General features: G+C 65.7%; 19 protein-coding genes and 1 tRNA gene. 11 read left to right on the plus strand and 9 right to left on the minus strand.

Annotated features, from left to right (window positions below; genetic code table 11):
* Nucleotides 1–18: 18 nt before the first annotated feature.
* Together BXA00_RS00265 and BXA00_RS00270 are read left to right on the plus strand one after the other, a co-directional pair.
* Entirely contained in the window at nucleotides 19–192 is a 174-nt protein-coding gene (locus tag BXA00_RS00265; protein ID WP_076515231.1) for a type II toxin-antitoxin system HicA family toxin, read from the plus strand.
* Between the two features lie 68 nt (nucleotides 193–260).
* Nucleotides 261–677 carry a type II toxin-antitoxin system HicB family antitoxin gene (locus BXA00_RS00270; protein WP_076515233.1) on the plus strand — a complete coding sequence of 139 codons (417 nt, stop codon included), beginning with the start codon at nucleotides 261–263 and terminating at the stop codon, nucleotides 675–677.
* Nucleotides 678–954: 277 nt separating this feature from the next.
* Here BXA00_RS00270 and BXA00_RS00275 read toward each other — a convergent pair.
* The 7 genes from BXA00_RS00275 to BXA00_RS00305 form a co-directional block, all read right to left on the minus strand.
* A tRNA-Arg gene (locus tag BXA00_RS00275) sits at nucleotides 955–1031 on the minus strand.
* A 92-nt stretch (nucleotides 1032–1123) separates the two neighbouring features.
* Nucleotides 1124–1708, minus strand: a complete 585-nt coding sequence (locus BXA00_RS00280; protein ID WP_076515234.1) for a helix-turn-helix domain-containing protein — start codon at nucleotides 1706–1708, stop codon at nucleotides 1124–1126.
* A 26-nt stretch (nucleotides 1709–1734) separates the two neighbouring features.
* The gene (locus BXA00_RS00285) at nucleotides 1735–3027 is read right to left on the minus strand and encodes an FAD-binding oxidoreductase (RefSeq protein WP_076515236.1); all 1293 of its coding nucleotides are present in this window, start codon (nucleotides 3025–3027) and stop codon (nucleotides 1735–1737) included.
* A gap of 9 nt (nucleotides 3028–3036) precedes the next feature.
* Complete coding sequence (locus BXA00_RS00290) at nucleotides 3037–3726, minus strand: amino acid ABC transporter permease (protein WP_076515237.1); 690 nt, start codon at nucleotides 3724–3726, stop codon at nucleotides 3037–3039.
* A gap of 2 nt (nucleotides 3727–3728) precedes the next feature.
* On the minus strand, nucleotides 3729–4421 hold the full coding sequence (locus tag BXA00_RS00295; protein WP_076515239.1) for an amino acid ABC transporter permease: 693 nt from the start codon (nucleotides 4419–4421) through the stop codon (nucleotides 3729–3731).
* Between the two features lie 18 nt (nucleotides 4422–4439).
* Entirely contained in the window at nucleotides 4440–5231 is a 792-nt protein-coding gene (locus BXA00_RS00300) for an ABC transporter substrate-binding protein (protein ID WP_076515240.1), read from the minus strand.
* 86 nt (nucleotides 5232–5317) lie between these two features.
* On the minus strand, nucleotides 5318–6067 hold the full coding sequence (locus BXA00_RS00305; protein WP_076515242.1) for an amino acid ABC transporter ATP-binding protein: 750 nt from the start codon (nucleotides 6065–6067) through the stop codon (nucleotides 5318–5320).
* A gap of 224 nt (nucleotides 6068–6291) precedes the next feature.
* Here BXA00_RS00305 and BXA00_RS00310 point away from each other — a divergent pair, with 224 nt between their 5' ends.
* The 8 genes from BXA00_RS00310 (at nucleotide 6292) to cynS (ending at nucleotide 15284) form a co-directional block, all read left to right on the plus strand.
* Nucleotides 6292–7794, plus strand: coding sequence for an aldehyde dehydrogenase family protein (locus BXA00_RS00310; RefSeq protein WP_076515243.1), 1503 nt, complete (start codon nucleotides 6292–6294; stop codon nucleotides 7792–7794).
* 201 nt (nucleotides 7795–7995) lie between these two features.
* Complete coding sequence (locus BXA00_RS00315) at nucleotides 7996–9282, plus strand: phospholipase A (RefSeq protein ID WP_076515245.1); 1287 nt, start codon at nucleotides 7996–7998, stop codon at nucleotides 9280–9282.
* A 618-nt stretch (nucleotides 9283–9900) separates the two neighbouring features.
* Complete coding sequence (locus BXA00_RS00320) at nucleotides 9901–11043, plus strand: PAS domain-containing sensor histidine kinase (RefSeq protein WP_076515247.1); 1143 nt, start codon at nucleotides 9901–9903, stop codon at nucleotides 11041–11043.
* Between the two features lie 13 nt (nucleotides 11044–11056).
* Nucleotides 11057–11695 (plus strand): response regulator transcription factor, encoded by a 639-nt coding sequence (locus BXA00_RS00325; RefSeq protein WP_076515249.1) that lies wholly within the window; start codon nucleotides 11057–11059, stop codon nucleotides 11693–11695.
* Nucleotides 11696–11827: 132 nt separating this feature from the next.
* Nucleotides 11828–13189, plus strand: coding sequence for a CmpA/NrtA family ABC transporter substrate-binding protein (locus BXA00_RS00330; protein ID WP_076515250.1), 1362 nt, complete (start codon nucleotides 11828–11830; stop codon nucleotides 13187–13189).
* Nucleotides 13189–14031 (plus strand): nitrate ABC transporter permease, encoded by an 843-nt coding sequence (gene ntrB, locus BXA00_RS00335; RefSeq protein ID WP_076515252.1) that lies wholly within the window; start codon nucleotides 13189–13191, stop codon nucleotides 14029–14031. The genes BXA00_RS00330 and ntrB overlap by 1 nt, the downstream gene beginning before the upstream one ends.
* Before the next feature lie 4 nt (nucleotides 14032–14035).
* Complete coding sequence (locus BXA00_RS00340; RefSeq protein ID WP_076515253.1) at nucleotides 14036–14830, plus strand: ABC transporter ATP-binding protein; 795 nt, start codon at nucleotides 14036–14038, stop codon at nucleotides 14828–14830.
* 10 nt (nucleotides 14831–14840) lie between these two features.
* Complete coding sequence (cynS, locus tag BXA00_RS00345) at nucleotides 14841–15284, plus strand: cyanase (RefSeq protein ID WP_076521711.1); 444 nt, start codon at nucleotides 14841–14843, stop codon at nucleotides 15282–15284.
* 33 nt (nucleotides 15285–15317) lie between these two features.
* Here cynS and pdxK read toward each other — a convergent pair whose 3' ends face one another.
* Both pdxK and BXA00_RS00355 read right to left on the minus strand, forming a co-directional pair.
* Nucleotides 15318–16181, minus strand: a complete 864-nt coding sequence (pdxK, locus tag BXA00_RS00350; protein ID WP_076515255.1) for a pyridoxine/pyridoxal/pyridoxamine kinase — start codon at nucleotides 16179–16181, stop codon at nucleotides 15318–15320.
* Between the two features lie 148 nt (nucleotides 16182–16329).
* Nucleotides 16330–16695 carry a cupin domain-containing protein gene (locus BXA00_RS00355; RefSeq protein WP_057286762.1) on the minus strand — a complete coding sequence of 122 codons (366 nt, stop codon included), beginning with the start codon at nucleotides 16693–16695 and terminating at the stop codon, nucleotides 16330–16332.
* 204 nt (nucleotides 16696–16899) lie between these two features.
* Here BXA00_RS00355 and BXA00_RS00360 point away from each other — a divergent pair, with 204 nt between their 5' ends.
* Entirely contained in the window at nucleotides 16900–18477 is a 1578-nt protein-coding gene (locus BXA00_RS00360; protein WP_076515257.1) for an ATP-dependent endonuclease, read from the plus strand.
* Nucleotides 18478–18481: the final 4 nt, after the last annotated feature.

Raw genomic sequence — 18481 nt, forward strand, 5'->3', positions numbered from 1 at the left:
CTATACAAAGGAGGTGCGGTGAGAATAAATGAGTTCAAACGGTGGCTTGCAGAACAAGGAGCAGTTTTCAAAGAAGGCTCCAGCCACACGAAGGTGTACATGAATGGCAAGCAATCCACCCTGCCGAGACACAACAAGGAATTAGGTGAAGGTCTCAGGCAATCAATATTGAAGCAGTTAGGTTTGAAGTAACCGGGAGCCCCGAGCGGGGCTTCTATAAGACCGACTACTCACCGCACTGACACTGGAGCATTACCACTATGTTGCAATACCCCGCAAAGATCGAAGCTGATGGGGATGGCTTTATGGTTTCCTTCCGAGACATCCCCGAAGCGCTTACAGGCGCCGATACCCGGGAAGAAGCCGAGAAAATGGCCGCCGATGCGCTTCTAACGGCCATGGATTTTTATTTTGAAGATGGCCGTGCCGTACCTGAAGCGTCCGCACCGGAAGGTGAAGAGGTTTTGGTCAGCCTGCCGGCCAGCGTCGAGGCGAAGATCCTCGTGCTAAATGAAATGGTTTCTCAGGACGTCACCCAAACCGAGCTGGCGCGCAAGATGGGGACAACAAAGCAGGAAGTCACTCGCATCGTGAACCTGCATCATTCCACCAAAATCGACACGCTCGCTCTTGCGCTTCATGCGCTTGGTCGGCGATTGCAGCTTACTGTCGCGTAGATTGAGTCGTCCCCTGACCCAGCGGTTTAGCTCGGCGCACCCGCAAACATAGTCGCGTGCGTGAACTTTCGCTGCAGGTCCGACGACGCCAGATTGTCGGACACCCAGGTGTAGGTGAAATCGATCAACACCGCACACTGCCGGTCGCTCAGCGGCACATTGATCAAGCGGCGCGCTCTGTCGAGGGCCTCCGCCAGGTCGGTCCTCTCGCCTCGCGTCGCACTCAGCGTCCGGATGGATCCGATTCGGGTCGATGAGTTGATTTTTATGGTTATTCTGGCGCGGCAGGAGGGGCTCGAACCCCCGACCTCAGGCTTAGAAGGCCCGTGCTCTATCCAGCTGAGCTACTGCCGCGCGGTGTGGTGATGCCCGGAAGCTGTCCGGGCGCCGCATTTTACCTCGTTACGGAAAAAGTGGTTCGCGCCCGGGGCCCCCGCGGGCGAACCCTATTCCTCGCCAATGTCTGTGTGCGTCGACACCCACAAAACAATCGCATCTTCCGGGCTCAAGCTGATCACCCGGTGCCCCATGCGGCTATCTATATAGAAGCTCTCCCCGGCCTTCAACCTGGCGGGCTCGTAGAACTCGGTATAGAGCAGGACCTCGCCTTCCAGGACGTAGACGAATTCCTCGCCGCCATGGCGGCTCCAGTCGTGGAACTCGTCGAAGGAGCGGGCCTTGACGCGGGTGTGGAACGGCATCATGCGCTTGTGCGACAGCGCGGTGCACAGCAGGCGGTGGTCGTAGTACGGGGTTTCGTACTGGCGCCCTTCCCCCTGGCGGCTCAGGCTGCGGCGGCCGGTGCCCATGTGGGCGTCGGACGCGGTGAAGAGTTCGGCCACGTCCAGGTCCAGGCCCGCGGCGATCTTGATCAGGTTGTCATAGGTGGGAGACAGCAGGCTGTTCTCGATTTTTGACAGCGTCGATGCGGACACGCCGGTGGCTTCGGCCGCCTGCTTGAGGGTCCATGCGCGCGCCTGGCGCAAGGCTCGCAGCCGTTGTGCCAATGCGCTCTGTTTGTTGCCTTGCATCTGTATGCCCTGTCATGCCTGCACTGTCATGCCCGCGATCGACGCTCCCGCCACCAGTCGCGCGCCTGGTAAGACCAATAAGTCAATTGAACCGCCGCCGTGCCCAGGCTGCCTCCGTTCCAGGCCAGCCCGAACGGTTCGAAAAGCCTGTAGCGCTGCGTGTCGCCGGTGATCGCCTCGGCCACGACGCGCCCGCCTATGGAGGTGGTGTTCATGCCGTGGCCGCCGAACGCCGTGCAATACCAGACGCCGGGGCCCAGCAGGCCGATCTGCGGCATCAGGTGCCGCGCGTAGGCCATGCGTCCCGACCACGCCGCTTCCACGCGCACCCCCTGCAATTGGGGATAGACGCTGAGCAGTTCGCGGCGCAGGGACTCGGCCAGATCGGGCGGGTCATCGACACGGGTGGTGATTCTACTGCCCCAGCCGATGCGGCCGCCATCGAGGACGCGGTAATAGTTGCCGGCGCGCCGGTCGTCGCCGATGGCGGCGGTGCTGCGGATGGCGTCGCGCACGCGGTCGCCCAGGGGCTCGGTCAGCATGATGTAGGTGGCGATGGGCAGCATCGCGCGGCGCAGGGCGGGCACGACGTCGCCGGTGTAGCCGCCGGTGGCCAGCACCACGGTGGCGGCGTCGATCTGCCCCTGTTCGGTCTTCAGGTGCTTGACCGCACCTTCAAGCGTGGCCTGCACGACCGGCGAATTCTCATGGATGCGCACGCCAAGCCGGACGCACTCGCGGGCCAGCGCGCGGGCGTAGTTGAGCGGATGGAAATGAAACGATGCCGGGTCTTCGACGCCCTGGAAGTACACGTCCGAGACGAGCCGCTCCCGGACCTCGCTGCGGGATAGCAACCGCACGTCGCGCCCGAAGTCGCGCTGCTGGCTGTCGCACCACTGGCGCAGGGCGTCGGTGGCCTCGTAGCGCACGACGCGCAGGCGCCCGTCCACCTTGTGCGCATCGGCGATGCGCAGGTCGCGGATGTTGTCGCGGATGATCTCGACGCCTTCCATGGACAGCCGGTAGAGCTGGCGGTAGTGGTCTTCGTCGACGTGCTTGCGAATGGCGTCGGCGCCCGCGGAAAACGCCGGCGACACGGAACCGCCATTGCGGCCCGACGCGCCCCAGGCGATGCGCCGGGCTTCCAGCAGGATGACGTTGCGGCCCCGACGGGCCAGCTCCAGCGCGGTGGACAGGCCGGCCAGGCCCGCGCCGATCACGCAGACGTCCGCGCTGGCCGCGCCCGCCAGCGGCGGATAGTAGGTCTGGCTGTCGGCGAGCGTGCGCTTGTAGTAGGTGTCGATGTACTCGGAGACCATGGTGTCGGCTCAGTGCAGGCCCGCGCCTTGCAGGCCCCCGGTCAGGCGCTTTTCCAACCAGTTGGCCAGGCGCAGGAGCGGGTAGCAGTAGATGAAGTAGATGGCGGCGATCATGCCGTAGATGAACAGCGATTTGGCCGGGAAGGTGATGATGAACACTTCGCCCTGCCGGGTCAGTTCCGTGATGCCGACCACCGACAGGATGGCGGTGCTCTTGATCAGCATGACGTAGACGCCGCTCATCGGTTGCACGATCAGCCGCATCGCTTGCGGCAGGATGACCAGCCACAGGATCTGCAAGGGGCGCAGGCCCAGCGTCATCGCGCCTTCGGTCTGGCCGCGCGGCACGGCCTGGATGGCGCCCATGACGATTTCGGCCACGTAGCAGGACGTGTAGACCGACAGCGCTACGAACGCCGCCGTGCCGGAATCCCAGTGCAGCAGTTCAATGCCGGAGCTGGGCAGCACGAAGTAGAAGATATAGAGCTGGACCAGGAACGGCGTGCCGCGCAGGATGTGGATGTACAGGCCCAGCAGTTGGTGCACGCCGCGGATGCGGTAGCTGCGGATCACGCCGATGACAAAGCCCAGCAGCGACCCGGCGATGATGGCCACGAACGAGATCTTCAGCGTTTCCCAAAAGCCCTTGAGCAGGAAAGGCAGCACGACGCCGGCGGTGGAAAGATAGGATTCCAGCATGGTTACCTCGCGTTCCAGGCCGGACCGGCCAGCCACAGGCTCACGCCCTTGGACAGCAGCAGCATGACGCAGTAGATCAGCAGGTAGCCCGCCGCGATGGTCAGGAAGGCTTCGTTGGGAACGATGCGCTCGCTGTTCATCTGCACCCCGGCCGCAACCAGTTCGAAGACCGTGATCAGCGACAGCAGCGAGGTGTCCTTGATCAGCACCGCCGTCTGGCCCAACAGCGGCGGCAGCGTGTTGGCGAAGGCCTGCGGCAGCACCACGTAGCGCAGGCGCTGCTGATAGTTCATGCCGCAGGCCTTGGCCCCTTCGATCTGGCCGCGCGGCACGGATTCGATGCCCACGCGGATGATCTCGCTCATGTAGGCCGCGTGGTGCAGAGTCATGGCGATGATGCCCAGCGCCATCTCGCTCCAGCCCTTGGCGCCGGGCACGAGGAACGGCACCGCGTAATAGACCAGATAGATCTGCACCAGCAGCGGCGTGGAGCGGACGAACTGCACATAGCCCGCCACCGGGCGCCACACCACGGCGCGCGACGACATATGGGCAAGCGCCAGCGGCACGCCGGCCAGCACCGACAGCACCAGGCTTGCGCCCGCCGCGATCAGGGTGTTGGCCAGGCCCTCGGCGAATTGGCCCGTGTACTGGCTGACGATGCGCCAGTTATAGAAATCGATCAGCCAGTCCATGGGCGGTTCCGTCTCCGATCAGTGGTCTTTCTTCCAATCGGTGGAGTACCAGTATTTCACCTGCTCCGGCAGCGTGTTGTCGGCGGTCTTCAGGGTCTGCCAGTTGTCCAGCCAGAACTTCAGGCGGAACGCGTTGGGGCCGACGGCGAACGCCAGCGGTTCGCGCACCATCACGCCCTCCAGCACCCGCAGGTTGCCGAAGTCGACCAGGAACTGGTTGGCGGTGGACAGCGACATGATGCCCGCGTCCAGTCGCCCGCTGGACAGCGCCTGCCCGACCGGGGCGCTGCCGCCCGAGAACTCCTTCAGCGTGGCCTTGGGCAGCATCTTCTTGCCGACCTCGGCGTAGGTGCTGGCGCCCAGCGCGCCGACGGTCACGCCGTCCTTGTTGAGTTCCTGGTAGGTCTTGTACGGCGAATCCTTGGGCACGACGGCGACGGTGTCGGCGTAGAACATGGGCAGCGAGAACAGCACTTGCGCGGCGCGCTGCGGCGTGGGCGTCATGTCGGCGGCCACCATGTCGGCCTTGCCCGACAAGAGCGCCGGCAGCAGGCCCTTCCATTCATAGTCCTGCAGCACCAGCTTCACGCCCAGGTCGTCGGCCATGCGCTTGGCCACTTCGACCGCCAGCCCGGTGCGCTTGCCCGATTTGTCCATGAAGCTCATCAGCGGCCCGGACGTCTGCACCGCGACGCGCAGTTCTCCGCGCTTGATGATGTCGGAAAGTTCGTCCGCCTGTGCCGGCAGGGCCACCGTGGCGGCCGCCAGGGCGACGCTGGCCACGCCCAGCCATTGTTTGATTTTCAGCATTGCTAACCCCTTTGGTGATTGGACCCATATCGTTCCGGGCAAGGCACATCGCGCCGGCAGCGCCCGGATTAGCCGGACCGGCGGGACTACAGAATCTTTTCCAGGAAGGCGCGGGTGCGCGCCTCTTTGGGGTGGCCGAAGACTTCATCGGGCGTGCCCATTTCGACGATGCGGCCCGCGTCCATGAAGATCGCCCGGTCGCCCACGTCGCGGGCAAAGCCCATTTCGTGGGTCACGACCGCCATCGTCATGCCATCGCGCGCCAGGGCGCGCATCAATTCGAGAATGCCGCCCACGGTCTCGGGATCGAGGGCCGAAGTGGCCTCGTCAAAGAGCATGAGCTGGGGGTCCATTGCCAACGCGCGCGCGATCGCCACGCGCTGCTGCTGGCCGCCGGACAGCTGGCTGGGATAGCGGTCGCCGAATTCGGCCATGCCCACGCGGCCCAGCAGTTCGCGGGCGTAGCGCTCGGCGTCGCCGCGGCTGCGCCCGCGCACCACGCGCTGGGGTAGCGCCACGTTGTCGAGCGCGGTACGGTGCTGGAACAGGTTGAAGTGCTGGAACACCATGCCCACATCGGTGCGCCAGCGGTTGACGTCGGTGGCCGGATCCGTGAGGGACACGCCGTTCACCCGGATCGTGCCGCTGTCGATGCTTTCCAGGCCGTTCAGGGTGCGCAGCAAGGTGCTCTTGCCCGACCCGGACGGACCGACCACGACCATCACCTCGCCGCGCTCGAGCTGGCAATCGATGCCGTCGAGCGCCAGATGCGGGGGGTGCCCGTCGCGCCGATAGGTCTTCTTGACTGCCTGGACAACGAGCAAGGGTTCCGCCACGTATTCACCTTGAAGGTGCAGTGCGCGGCAGGTCCGCACCCCGCGGGGTGCGCTGCCGCCAACACTGGCGTTTCACAAGGCGCCGCCACCGGACGCCTCAAAAATATTTCGCATTTCACGTCATAGTTTCGTATAGTAAATTTTTTTCCAGAATCGCCACTTAGGCATAACCCTTAAGCCCCACGCGAAGGCGCTCACTTCGCAAGGCTTTCCAAGGAACCGGCATGGACACTCCCCAAGACATCCTGCGCAATCTCGGACTGAATCCCAGCGCGCTGACCGGCGGCACGCTGATTGCCCGCAGCCCCATCGACGGCGCCGAACTGGCGCAGGTGCACGAACACACGGTGGCCCAGGCCCACGCCGCCATCACCCGCGCCCGCCAGGCCAGCCTGGCCTGGCGCGACGTGCCGGCCCCGCGCCGCGGCGAACTGATCCGCCTGTTCGGCGAAACCCTGCGCCAGCACAAGCAGGAACTCGGCCGCCTGGTCAGCCTGGAAGCCGGCAAGATCATCGCGGAAGGCGAAGGCGAAGTGCAGGAAATGATCGACATCTGCGATTTCGCCGTGGGCCTGTCGCGCCAGCTTTACGGCCTGACCATCGCCTCCGAGCGCCCCGGCCACCGCATGATGGAAACCTGGCATCCGCTGGGCGTCGTCGGCGTCATCAGCGCCTTCAACTTCCCGGTCGCCGTATGGTCCTGGAACGCCGCGCTGGCGCTCGTTTGCGGCAATGCCGTCGCCTGGAAACCGTCCGAAAAGACGCCGCTCACCGCCCTTGCCTGCCAGGCCCTGTTCGCGCAGGCCGTGCAACGTTTTGGCGACGCCCCCGCCGGCCTGTCCGAAGTCCTGATCGGCGGCCGCGACATCGGCGAGGCCCTGGTCGACTCGCACACCGTGGCGCTGGTGTCGGCCACCGGCTCCACCCGCATGGGCCGCCAGGTCGGCCCGCGCGTCGCGCAACGTTTTGGCCGCGTCCTGCTCGAACTGGGCGGCAACAACGCCATCATCGTCGGCCCCACCGCGGACCTCGACATGGCCGCGCGCGGCATCGTCTTCGGCGCCATCGGCACCGCCGGCCAGCGCTGCACCACCACCCGCCGCCTGATCGTCCACGAAAGCGTCGCCGACGAACTGGTCCAGCGCCTGCACAAGGCCTACGCCAGCGCCCCCATCGGCAACCCGCTCGACAGCGGCAACCTCGTCGGTCCCCTGATCGACCGCGCCTCCTTCGACGCCATGCAGGCCGCACTCACGGCCGCCCGCGAACAGGGCGGCAAGGTCACGGGCGGCGAACGGGTGCTGGCCGATCAATTCCCCGACGCCTGGTACGTGCGCCCGGCCATCGCCGAAATGCCCGGCCAGACCGACGTGGTCTGCCACGAAACCTTCGCGCCCATCCTGTACGTCATGCGCTACAAGGAATTCGGCGACGCGATCGCCATGCAGAACGGCGTGCCGCAAGGCCTGTCGTCGGCCATCTTCACCAACGACCTGCGCGAAGCCGAGACCTTCCTGTCGGCCGCGGGCTCGGACTGCGGCATCGCCAACGTCAACATCGGCACGTCCGGCGCTGAAATCGGCGGCGCCTTCGGCGGCGAAAAGGAAACCGGCGGCGGCCGCGAATCCGGATCGGACGCCTGGCGCAACTACATGCGCCGCGCCACCAACACCATCAACTACTCGCGCAACCTGCCGCTGGCCCAGGGCATCAAGTTCGGCGAATAACCGCCGGATCAACACAAGGCGGGCATTGCCCGCCGTCCCGCATGCGGCCTGGCGCTCCGCCACGCACGACGCCCCGCGCATTGTCGACAATGCGCGGGGCGTCATCATTTTTACAGCCCATACATACGATTAGCCTGACTTACAAACTGTTGCCGGGGACGGTGCTACATTTCTTCATCACAAAAACCATACACGTCCCCAATGACCTCCAGCCGTCCTTTTCACCGCACTCCCACTTCCCGCCTCATCGCCGCCGCCCTGGCGCTGGGCGCCGCCGGCTCCGCCGCGGCAGGCGTGTCGTACCGGCTGGACCGTCCCTCCGCGGCGCCCGGCGAAACCATCACCATCGAGGCCGTGTATTTCAATGAAGGCAGCGCCCGCGTCGACTGGCAGGCCCCGCCCGAACTGGTCCTGCAATGGCGCAGCCCGGACGGCCAGATCGTACGCAGCCTGGCAAAACTCAAGAGCGGCCGCGACAACTACAGCGTGCCCGTCAACAACTTCGCGCGCATGTCCTGGACCGCCGAAGTGCCCAGCACCGCACGCGGCCTGCAAGCCGTCTCCATCGAAGGCCAGCCCTCGCTGATGGCGCTGGACGCCACCGGCCGCGACAGCGGCACCCTGGCCACCACGCCCGCCCAGACGCCCGTCGTCGACGCCCGCAGCGGCCAGCCCCTCCCGCCCGCCGCCGTCGCCGCGGCCGGGGCCTCACCCGACGCCGGCCCCGCCCCCGCCGCCAACGTCGAGCAGACCGTCGAACAGGCCGCCTTCGAGAAATTCCGCAGCGCCTTCTCGGCCTACAAACCCGTCTACTTTGCCGTGGGCACCCGCGGCCTCACCACGGCCCGCTTCCAGATCAGCGCCAAGTACCGCCTCATCAGCCCCCGCGGCACCGGCGACTCGTGGCACGACGACTTCTACCTGGGCTACACCCAGACTTCGCTGTGGGACCTGGAAAGCGACTCCAAGCCCTTCATCGACACCACCTTCAACCCCAGCGTCTTCTGGCTGTCGGACGACATCTGGAAATCCGAGAACCAGAACTGGCGCTTCGGCATGAACACCGGCGTCGAGCACGCGTCCAACGGCAAGGACGGCGAAGACTCCCGTTCGCTCAACGACGGCTACATCGAACCGCGCTTCCACTACCGCTTCGACAGCGGCAGCACCCTCACCTTCGCCCCCAAGGTCAAGGCCTACTTCGCCGTCGCCACCGAGAACAGCGACTACTCCCAATACGCCGGCCACGTCGACTGGCAACTGCGCTGGGCCCAGGACGACGGCGCGGTCATTTCCGCCATGTACCGCCAGGGCGACCAGAAGCGCCGCACCACGCAGCTGGACTTCGCGTGGCCCCTGCGCCGCACGTTCCTGAACTGGAACGGCTACCTGCACCTGCAGTACTTCAACGGCTATGGCGAGACACTGCTGGGCTACAACCAGCGCAATGAAAGCCAGTTCCGCGTCGGCCTGTCGCTGATCCCGTAAGCGCCCAACACGGCACTCAAACGTCAAATGAAAATCGCCGGCGCCAAACGCCGGCGATTTGCTTTGCGTGAAACCCGCGAGACGGTGTGCGAGCCGATGTCAGCCCCCTTGGACTAAAGACACTCGAACGCCAGATAAGGCCGCCCGCGCGGCCGACATCTGGCAGCCCCGCAAGATCTTCCAACCCTCAACAGCCCCCACAAAAGAAGGCCAAGCAAGCCGCCCTCCCCAGCAACCGCCCGCTCTCAAACGACGCAGCCCGGTGCGGCGGCGGCCTGGGTGCGCGGGGCGTGTAGATGCGCCCGAGGGAATCGGAAGGCAGGCGCCGAAGGGCGCCAACGACGATGACGACGGGGGGGCCCGCCTAGGGTAGTCCGGAGCGAAGGCTCCGGACCGCAATCGTAGCCCCGCGCGCCCAGGCCGCCGCCGCGCCGGGCGTCTAAAGAACCCACAACGCCCCCAAAACCAAGCCAAAAAACCAACGAAGGGATTTCCCGCAATCCCATCCACACCGCCCCCGGCTCCCGTAAACTCCGCGCCAAAGCGTCGCCACAATCCGCGCAACAAGGGAACCCGGTCAATCAACCCGGGGATGAAGAAGCACCAACCAAGCCAGTCATGTTCGCCGACCTGAAGCACCTCTCGCACCACGCCGCCTGGCGCCGCCAGCTCGAAATGCTGCTGGAAGCCGCTGGCGAAGGCATCTACGGCATCGACCTGCGCGGCCGCTGCATCTTCATCAACAGCGCCGGCGCCGACATGCTCGGCTACACCCCCGACGAACTCGTCGGCCGCAACATGCACTACCTCATCCACCACTCCCACGCCGACCGCCGCCTCATGCCCGTGCATGACTGCCGCATCTTCAAGGCCTTTCGCGACGGCCGCGGCGAGCGCGCCGACGACGAAGTGCTCTGGCGCCGCGACGGGAGCTGCTTCGACGCCCAATACGCCTCCTACCCCATCCGCAACGACCAGGACGTCGTCGGCGCTGTCGTCACCTTCTCCGACATCACCGCCCGCAAACAGATCGAACGCGAACTCCAGAGCACCCAGGCCCTGCTCGAACGCCGCGTCGGCGAGCGCACCGCCGAACTCAGCGCCGCCCACGAATCCCTGCGCCGCCTGTCCTCGCACCTGAGCACCCTGCGCGAAGAAGAGCGCGCCCACATCGCCCGCAACATCCACGACGACCTCGGCGCCTCCTTCACCGCCCTGCAGCTCGACCTGAACTGGCTGCGCCGCCAGCTCGGCGCCGCGCCAGAACTCCAGGCCCATCTGGACCGGATGCTGGACGTCACCCAGACCGCCATGGGCGCCACCCGCCGCATCCTCAACGACCTGCGGCCCGTCGTCCTGGACCACCTGGGCCTCTGGGCCGCCCTCGAAGCCCTGCTGCAAGACCTGCAGACCCGCAGCGGCCTGCAATGCCGCTACCTCTGTCCGCCCGACACCGAAAGCCTGCGCCTGGACCGCAACGCCGAAATCGCCATCTACCGCATCGTCCAGGAACTGCTCACCAACGTGCAGCGTCATGCCCGCGCCCGCAGCGTCAGCGTCAGCGCCGTCTTCGGCGCCGACGGCCTGGTGCTCACCGTCGAAGACGACGGCGTCGGCATGCAGCTGCCCGAAGATCGCCACACCTTCGGCATCCTCGGCATGCGCGAACGCGCCCGCGCCATCGGCGGCGACCTTGCCCTGGACAGCGCCCCCGGCGCCGGCATGCGCGCCCGGCTGCGCCTGAACCCGCTGGCCGCATAAAGGAACCGCCGCCATGGCCTTGAACCTGCTCATCGTCGACGACCACCTCATCATCCGCCGCGGCCTGGCCCGCATCCTCGAAGAAGACCCGCGCGTCGCCCTCGTGCACGAAGCCGCCGATGGCCCCGCCGCCTTGCGCGCCCTGCGCCAGGCCCACTACGACGCCATCGTCCTGGACGTCGCCCTGGGCGAACGCGACGGCCTGGACGTCTTGAAGAGCGTGCGCGCCGACTACCCCGCATTGGGCGTCGTCATGCTGTCCGTCTACCCCGAATCCCAGTTCGCCGTGCGCGCCCTGCGCGCCGGCGCCCACGCCTACCTCAACAAAGGCTGCGAACCCGAAGAACTGCTGGCCGCCCTCAACAACGCCGCCGCCGGAAAAATGTACGTCACGCCCACGGTCGCCGAACTGCTCGCCCACACCGTCCGGCAGGACAGCTCGCGCCCGCCCCATGAGCTGCTGTCCAACCGTGAATTCCAGGTCCTGCAACTGCTGGTCGCCGGGCGATCGGTCTCGGCCATCGGCGAACAGCTCGCCCTGTCCGTCAACACCATTTCCACCTACCGCAGCCGCATCTTCGAAAAACTCAACGTCCGCACGCTCGTCGAACTGGTCGCCTACGCCAACACGCACCAGTTGGGTGCCATCTGAACCGCCGCGCACTATCGCGGCGCAAGACGCGCACCACGTAGTAGGTCCCCTACACGCGTATCGTTGAACCGGCGATACCGGCCACCGGCGGCCGGCCCCATGATGGCTCCATTCCCGACCGAAGGAGCGACCATGTCCCTTTTCAGCAACCCGTTCGACGCCAACAGCCGCCTCGCGTGCGGCTGCGGCCGCCACGCCTCGCAGGCCGAACACGAGCGCGCCGCGCAGGCCCAGTCACAGGCCAGCGCCACCGACAACGCCGTCGAACAGGCGGTCATGCGCGCCCTGTTCCCGCAGGACGCCCTGCGCCGGCGCTTCCTGCGTGCGGTCGGCAGCAGCACCGCCATGGCCGCCATCGCGTCGATCTTCCCGCTGGCCGCCGCCCGCGAAGCCTTCGCGCAGACCACCGGACCGCTGGAAAAACAGAAGCTCAAGGTCGGCTTCATTCCCATCACCTGCGCCACCCCCATCATCATGGCGCACCCCATGGGCTTCTACGGCAAGCAGGGCCTGGACGTCGAAGTCGTCAAGACCGCCGGCTGGGCGCTCATCCGCGACAAGGCCATGTCCGGCGAATACGACGCCGCGCACATGCTGTCGCCCATGCCGCTGGCCATCTCCATGGGCGTGGGCGCCAGCCGCGCCGTGCCATGGACCATGCCCGCCGTCGAAAACATCAACGGCCAGGCCATCACCCTGTCCATGAAGCACAAAGACCGGCGCGACCCGAAGGACTGGAAAGGCTTCAAGTTCGCCGTCCCCTTCGACTACTCCATGCACAACTACCTGTTGCGCTACTACCTGGCCGAGCACGGCCTGGATCCCGACACCGACGTGCAGATCCGCTCCGTCCCGCCGCCCGAAATGGTCGCCAACCTGCGCGCCGACAACATCGACGGCTTCCTCGCCCCGGACCCCGTGAACCAGCGTGCGGTCTACGACGGCGTGGGCTTCATCCACACGCTCTCCAAGACCATCTGGGACGGCCACCCCTGCTGCGCGTTCTCGGCCAGCAAGGAATTCGTCACCAGCATGCCCAACACCTACCAGGCGCTGCTCAAGGCCATCATCGAAGCCACCGCCTATGCCCGCAACCCCGCGAACCGCAAGGAGATCGCCACCGCCATCGCCGCGCCCAACTACCTGAACCAGCCCGTCACGGTCGTCGAGCAGGTCCTGACCGGCACCTACGCTGACGGCCTGGGCAAGGTGCTGACCGATCCCAACCGCATCGACTTCGATCCCATGCCCTGGCAGTCGTTCGCGGTGTGGATCCTGACGCAGATGAAGCGCTGGGGGCAGGTCAAGGGCGACGTCGACTACCAGAAGGTGGCAAGCGAGGTCTTCCTTGCGACCGACGCCGTGCGCCTGATGCGCGAGGCCGGCCTGACCCCGCCGGCGGAAACCGGCAAGACCTTCAGCGTGATGGGCAAGCCCTTCGATCCCAGCCAGCCCGAGGCCTACCTCGCCAGCTTCAAGATCCGGAGGACCTGATGCGGTCCATGCAACACTGGCGGGCAACCTTTCTGTCGGTGGCCCTGTTCCTGGTATTCCTGCTGCTGTGGCACGCCGCCACGCGCCCCGATGCGGGCGAGGCAACGGTGGACCCGGCCTATGCCGCGCTGGTCGGCAACGCCGCGGCCAGCGGGTCCAAGACGCCCTTCCCCGGCCCCGCCGAGGTGGGCGCGCAGTTGTGGCAGCACATCAAGGACCCCTTCTATGACCGCGGCCCGAACGACAAGGGCATCGGCATCCAGTTGGGCTATTCGGTCGCCCGCGTACTCACCGGCTTCGGCCTGGCCGCGCTGGTGGCGATTCCGCTGGGCTTTCTGATCGGCATGTCCAAGACGGTGTACCGCGCGTTCGATCCCTTCATCCAGATTCTCAAACCGATCTCGCCGCTGGCCTGGATGCCGCTTGCGCTGTACACGATCCAGGACGCCGACACGTCGGCGATCTTCGTGATCTTCATCTGCTCGCTGTGGCCCATGCTGGTGAACACCGCCTTCGGCGTGGGCGGCGTGCGGCAGGACTGGCTGAACGTCGCCCGCACGCTGGAGGTGCCGCGCCTGCGCACCGCCCTGCAGGTGATCCTGCCGGCCGCGGCGCCCACCATCATGACCGGGATGCGCATTTCGGTCGGCATCGCCTGGCTGGTGATCGTGGCGGCCGAGATGCTGATCGGCGGCACCGGCATCGGCTACTTCCTCTGGAACGAATGGAACAACCTGTCCATCTCCAACATCATCTGCGCCATTTTCTTCATCGGCCTGATCGGCATGCTGCTGGACAACCTGCTGGCGCGCGCCGCCCGCCTGGTCAGCTATCGGGAGTAACGCCATGAGCCAATCTTTCCTGCAAGTGCAAGGGCTGGGCAAGCGCTACCCCGGACGCGACGGCAAGCCCCAGCCGCCGGTCTTCGAAAACATCGACTTCCAGATCGACAAGGGCCAGTTCGTCTGCGTCATCGGCCACTCCGGCTGCGGCAAGACCACCATCCTGAACGTGCTGGCCGGCATCGATGAAAGCAACGAAGGCGTCGTCATCATGGACGGCCGCCAGATCGCCGGCCCGTCGCTCGAACGCGGCGTGGTGTTCCAGGCGCACGCGCTGCTGCCCTGGCTGACCGCGCTGCAGAACGTGGAGTTCGGCGTGCGCTCGCGCTGGCCGACCTACAGCCGCGATCAGGTGCGCGGGCACAGCCTGCGCTACCTGGACATGGTGGGGCTGACCAAGGCCGCGGGCAAGAAACCCTGCGAGCTGTCGGGCGGCATGAAGCAGCGCGTCGGCATCGCCCGCGCCTTTGCGATCCAGCCCAAGATGCTGTTGCTGGACGAACCCTTCGGCGCGCTCGACGCGCTGACCCGCGGCGCCATCCAGGACGAACTGCGCGCCATCGTCCAGGAAACGCACCAGACCGTCTTCATGATCACCCATGACGTGGACGAGGCCATCCTGCTGTCGGACCGCATCCTGCTCATGAGCGCGGGCCCCTACGCCCGCATCGCGGAGTCCGTCAACGTGGACCTGCCGCGCGACCGCACCCGCGCCAGCCTGCATCACGAACCCCGCTATTACGAAATCCGCAACCATCTCGTCGACTTCCTGGTCGACAAGGCAGCCCAAAAGGAGTGAACCCACCATGATGTCCCGCGCAGAAGTCACCGAACTCGTCGTCACCCGAAAACTGGAAAAAAAGCTCACCTGGAGCGCCATCGCCGAGGCCGTTGGGCAGAGCAAGGAATGGACCGCCGCCGCGTTGCTGGGTCAAATGACCATGACCGAAGAACAGGCGCAGGCCGCCGCCCGCGTGCTGGACCTGCCCGCCGACGCGGTGGTGCAACTGCAGGTCGTCCCGTACAAGGGCTCGCTGCCGACCACCGTTCCCACCGACCCGCTCATCTACCGCTTCTACGAGCTGATCAACGTCTACGGCACCACCTTCAAGGCGCTGATCAACGAAGAGTTCGGCGACGGCATCATGAGCGCCATTGATTTCAAGATGGACCTGTCGCGCGAGCCCGACCCCAAGGGCGACCGCGTGCAGATCGTGATGAGCGGCAAGTTCCTGCCGTACAAGACCTATTGATGCACGGATGGCGGGGCGTGGCCCCGCCGGCCCCTAGCCTTCGGCGGCCAGTTCTTCCCAGCCCAGTTCGCGCGTGCGCTCCAGCGACGCCGTGACTTGCGCCGCCGCCTCGCGCACCGCCTCGATGAGGTCCTGGCCTTTCAGCAGCCGCGAAGCGACGCCCGCCATGAACACGTCGCCCGTCCCGTGCACCGAGGGCGGAATCGCGATCTCGGGATGGGTCACCACGGTGGCATCGTCGCGCGTCACGACCACCAGCTGCAACGTGCCCGGCGTGGCCGCCATCGGGGCGGCACTGGTCGCCACGATCCAACGCGGCCCCCGCGCCATCAGCTCGCGCGCCGCCGCCACCACCTCGTCGACGGACGACAATTGCCGGCCGACCAGCAATTCCAGCTCGAAATGGTTGGGCGTCATGCCCTCGGCCAGCGGCACCAGCAGATCTCGGTACTGCGCCACCAGGCCTTCGTTCACGTAAAGGCCGTCGTTGCGGTCGCCCATGACCGGATCGATGAACACGCGCAGCTCGGGACGCGCGGCCCGCACGGCGGAAAGCCATCGGGCCAACAGGCCCGCCTGCCCCGGCTGGCCGAGATACCCGCAGACCACGGCGCGCGCCACCTGGGTCACGCGCCGGTCGTCCAATCCCTGCAACAAGCCTTCGAACCAGTCCAGCGGCACCGCGCCGCCGTGCAGCGTGGGGTAGTGCGGCGTATTGCTCAGCAACACGGTGGGAAGCGCGATCGCGCGCAGGCCCGCCTTGCGGAACACCGGCATCGCGGCGTTGTTGCCGACATAGCCGTAGACGACCTGGGATTGGATGGAGACGATGTCCACCTGCGCGGTGCGGGCGGGCAGCGCTGCGCCCGGGGCGGGGGCAGCGGGAATGGCGGTCATACGGGTGGCTCCTGGGGGTTGCTCGTGGCACGGACGCGGATTGCTGCGTAGCCTGGCGCGGGGTGGCGCCGGGTTGGCGCCGGATGCGCAACATTCTAGTCCTCGGCAGACGCCTGGGGCTTGCGTTCCCGCGCCGTCGCCCGGACGCTCAGGCCATCCGGGTAATGAAATAGATCTTCTTGACGAACTGGTCCACCTCCCAGCGGCCCGTATAGCCTTCCGGCATGACGAACGCCTCGCCCACGGTCAGTTCATGCACCGTGCCGTCCGGATCCACCAGGCGGGCCGCGCCTTCGACGATGTAGCCGAACTCGATGTAGCCAGTGGTGTTGGACTGGAACGACCCCGCCGTGCTTTCCCACACGCCGGCCTCGGCCTTGCCCGCGTTGCCCTCAAACGCCGTCACCGTGCGAAAGGCCGCGTCGCCGGAAATGGGACGGCGGGGCTTGCCGGGCACCGGGTTCTTCATGGGGCCGGCGTCGATGCGGACCAGCCGCGATTGATCGTGTTTCATTGTTGTTCCTATGTCGATATCGGCGAGACGACATGCGCTGGCAATGCCCGCCGTGTCTAGTACCAAAGCCCCGCCAGCGAACGCGCGCGAGCGAGGGTCCCATCGTGCGGCGCGCGCGGATCAAGAGTACAGTGCGGACGCATCGATGGATCATTTCCGCACTTATACCAGCAAGTCGCCTATGTCCACGGCGACCCTACCTCCATGCACATCTGCTCGATGACTTTCTATGGCCTGAGAAAACTGGGCCTGAACAATGGCGAAATCTCGTCTCATGCCAATACCATGCAGGGGCAGCCGCTGCTGGGGCCGGTGAATTTGTTGATCGGGCCAAACGGCGGCGGCAAATCCACCGCAGTGGACATCATTCGCAGCCTGGGCGACGTGGATGTCCTCAAAACCTTGGTGCGGGAGAACCTTAGAGCCACTACCAGATCGGGCTTTGAGCTGGCCCTCGACAACGACCGCATGATCAAGGTCGCGCTCAACAAGACCGGCATGGATGAGGCGGGGGTCGCGGTCGCGGTCAGGCTATCCTCGGCCGAACCGACCTATGCGCTGTATCGCGGCACCCTCGATTTACGCGCCCAGGCGGCTGTTCCGAGCGATCTTGAAGTCGCCTTCCAGATGCTGGGCGCCTGCGTGCACTACCGGAACTGGCATGACGAAACCGGTGTTCCCAACGATGCCTGGATCGCGCAGCTCAATCTCCATGCCTCGCATCTGATCGGCGTCGGCGCCTATCCCTTGGCGCCTGGCCAGCATGCCTATCTGGGGCCGTCAGACTGGGAGGCGACAAGTATCCCGCCCGTTCAGCTACGAGACGAAGAAAGCCTGTCCATCCGCTTCAATGACGATCAGCTACAGCAGAACCACGTCAGGATCAGCGCCCTTCCTTCCGGTTGGCGCGCCTTCGCGGGCCTGCTGGCCTGGCTGTCCACGCGGCCCGAAAACGGCATCTGCGTGGTCGAAGAGCCTGAAATCCATCTACACCCAACGCTGCAGCGCGTATTGATGCAGGCGATCACGCGCATAGCGGCCGAACGTGGCTTGCAGATCTTCATTACCACCCATTCGGCCGCCCTGATCGACTTCGCCCACAGTCCCGCGCCGGTGGGACTTTTCGAAGCCGACGGCTGGCGGTTGCGGCCGCTTTCGGAACCTGCCGCCGCCGTGCAGCGATTGGGAGGACGGCCCAGCGATCTTTGCCTGGCCAACGGATTGGTGTGGATAGAGGGCCCTTCCGACAGGCTCTATCTGCTGCATTGGTTGAAATTGTGGTGTGAGCACACTGGCCAGCCCATGCCCGCCGAGAACATCGCCTTCGCGTTCTCCATGTATGGCGGCGCGTTGCTGCGCCACTATTCCGCGGGCACGGACGACACGCTTATCCGGGTCTTCGATATCAACCCGCACGCATTCCTGTTGATGGACCGCGACCTGGATTTTCTTCCCGGCCCTTACCTCCAGGCAAAGGCCAAGGATCCGGCCAGCACAAAGGCCCGGATCCTCAAGGAAATCCGAGACCAGGAAAGTGACTCCCGGGTATCGTGGGTGACCGACGGCTATACCATCGAGTCCTACCTGCCGGATGAATTCCGCGAAAAGCACTTCGGCATGCAGGAAGGCAGACTGCATGCGTTAAGCAAAAGCAAAGTGGAAATCGCCCATCTGTTTTCCGACAGCCACACGCGTTTCGCTGACTCGTACGCATCGGACAGGCTGCCCGAGTTCATCGCAAAGCTCCATGCGACGATAAGGACCTGGCAACACGACGCCTGAAAAC

Source organism: Achromobacter sp. MFA1 R4 (assembly GCF_900156745.1).
GTDB lineage: Bacteria > Pseudomonadota > Gammaproteobacteria > Burkholderiales > Burkholderiaceae_B > Achromobacter.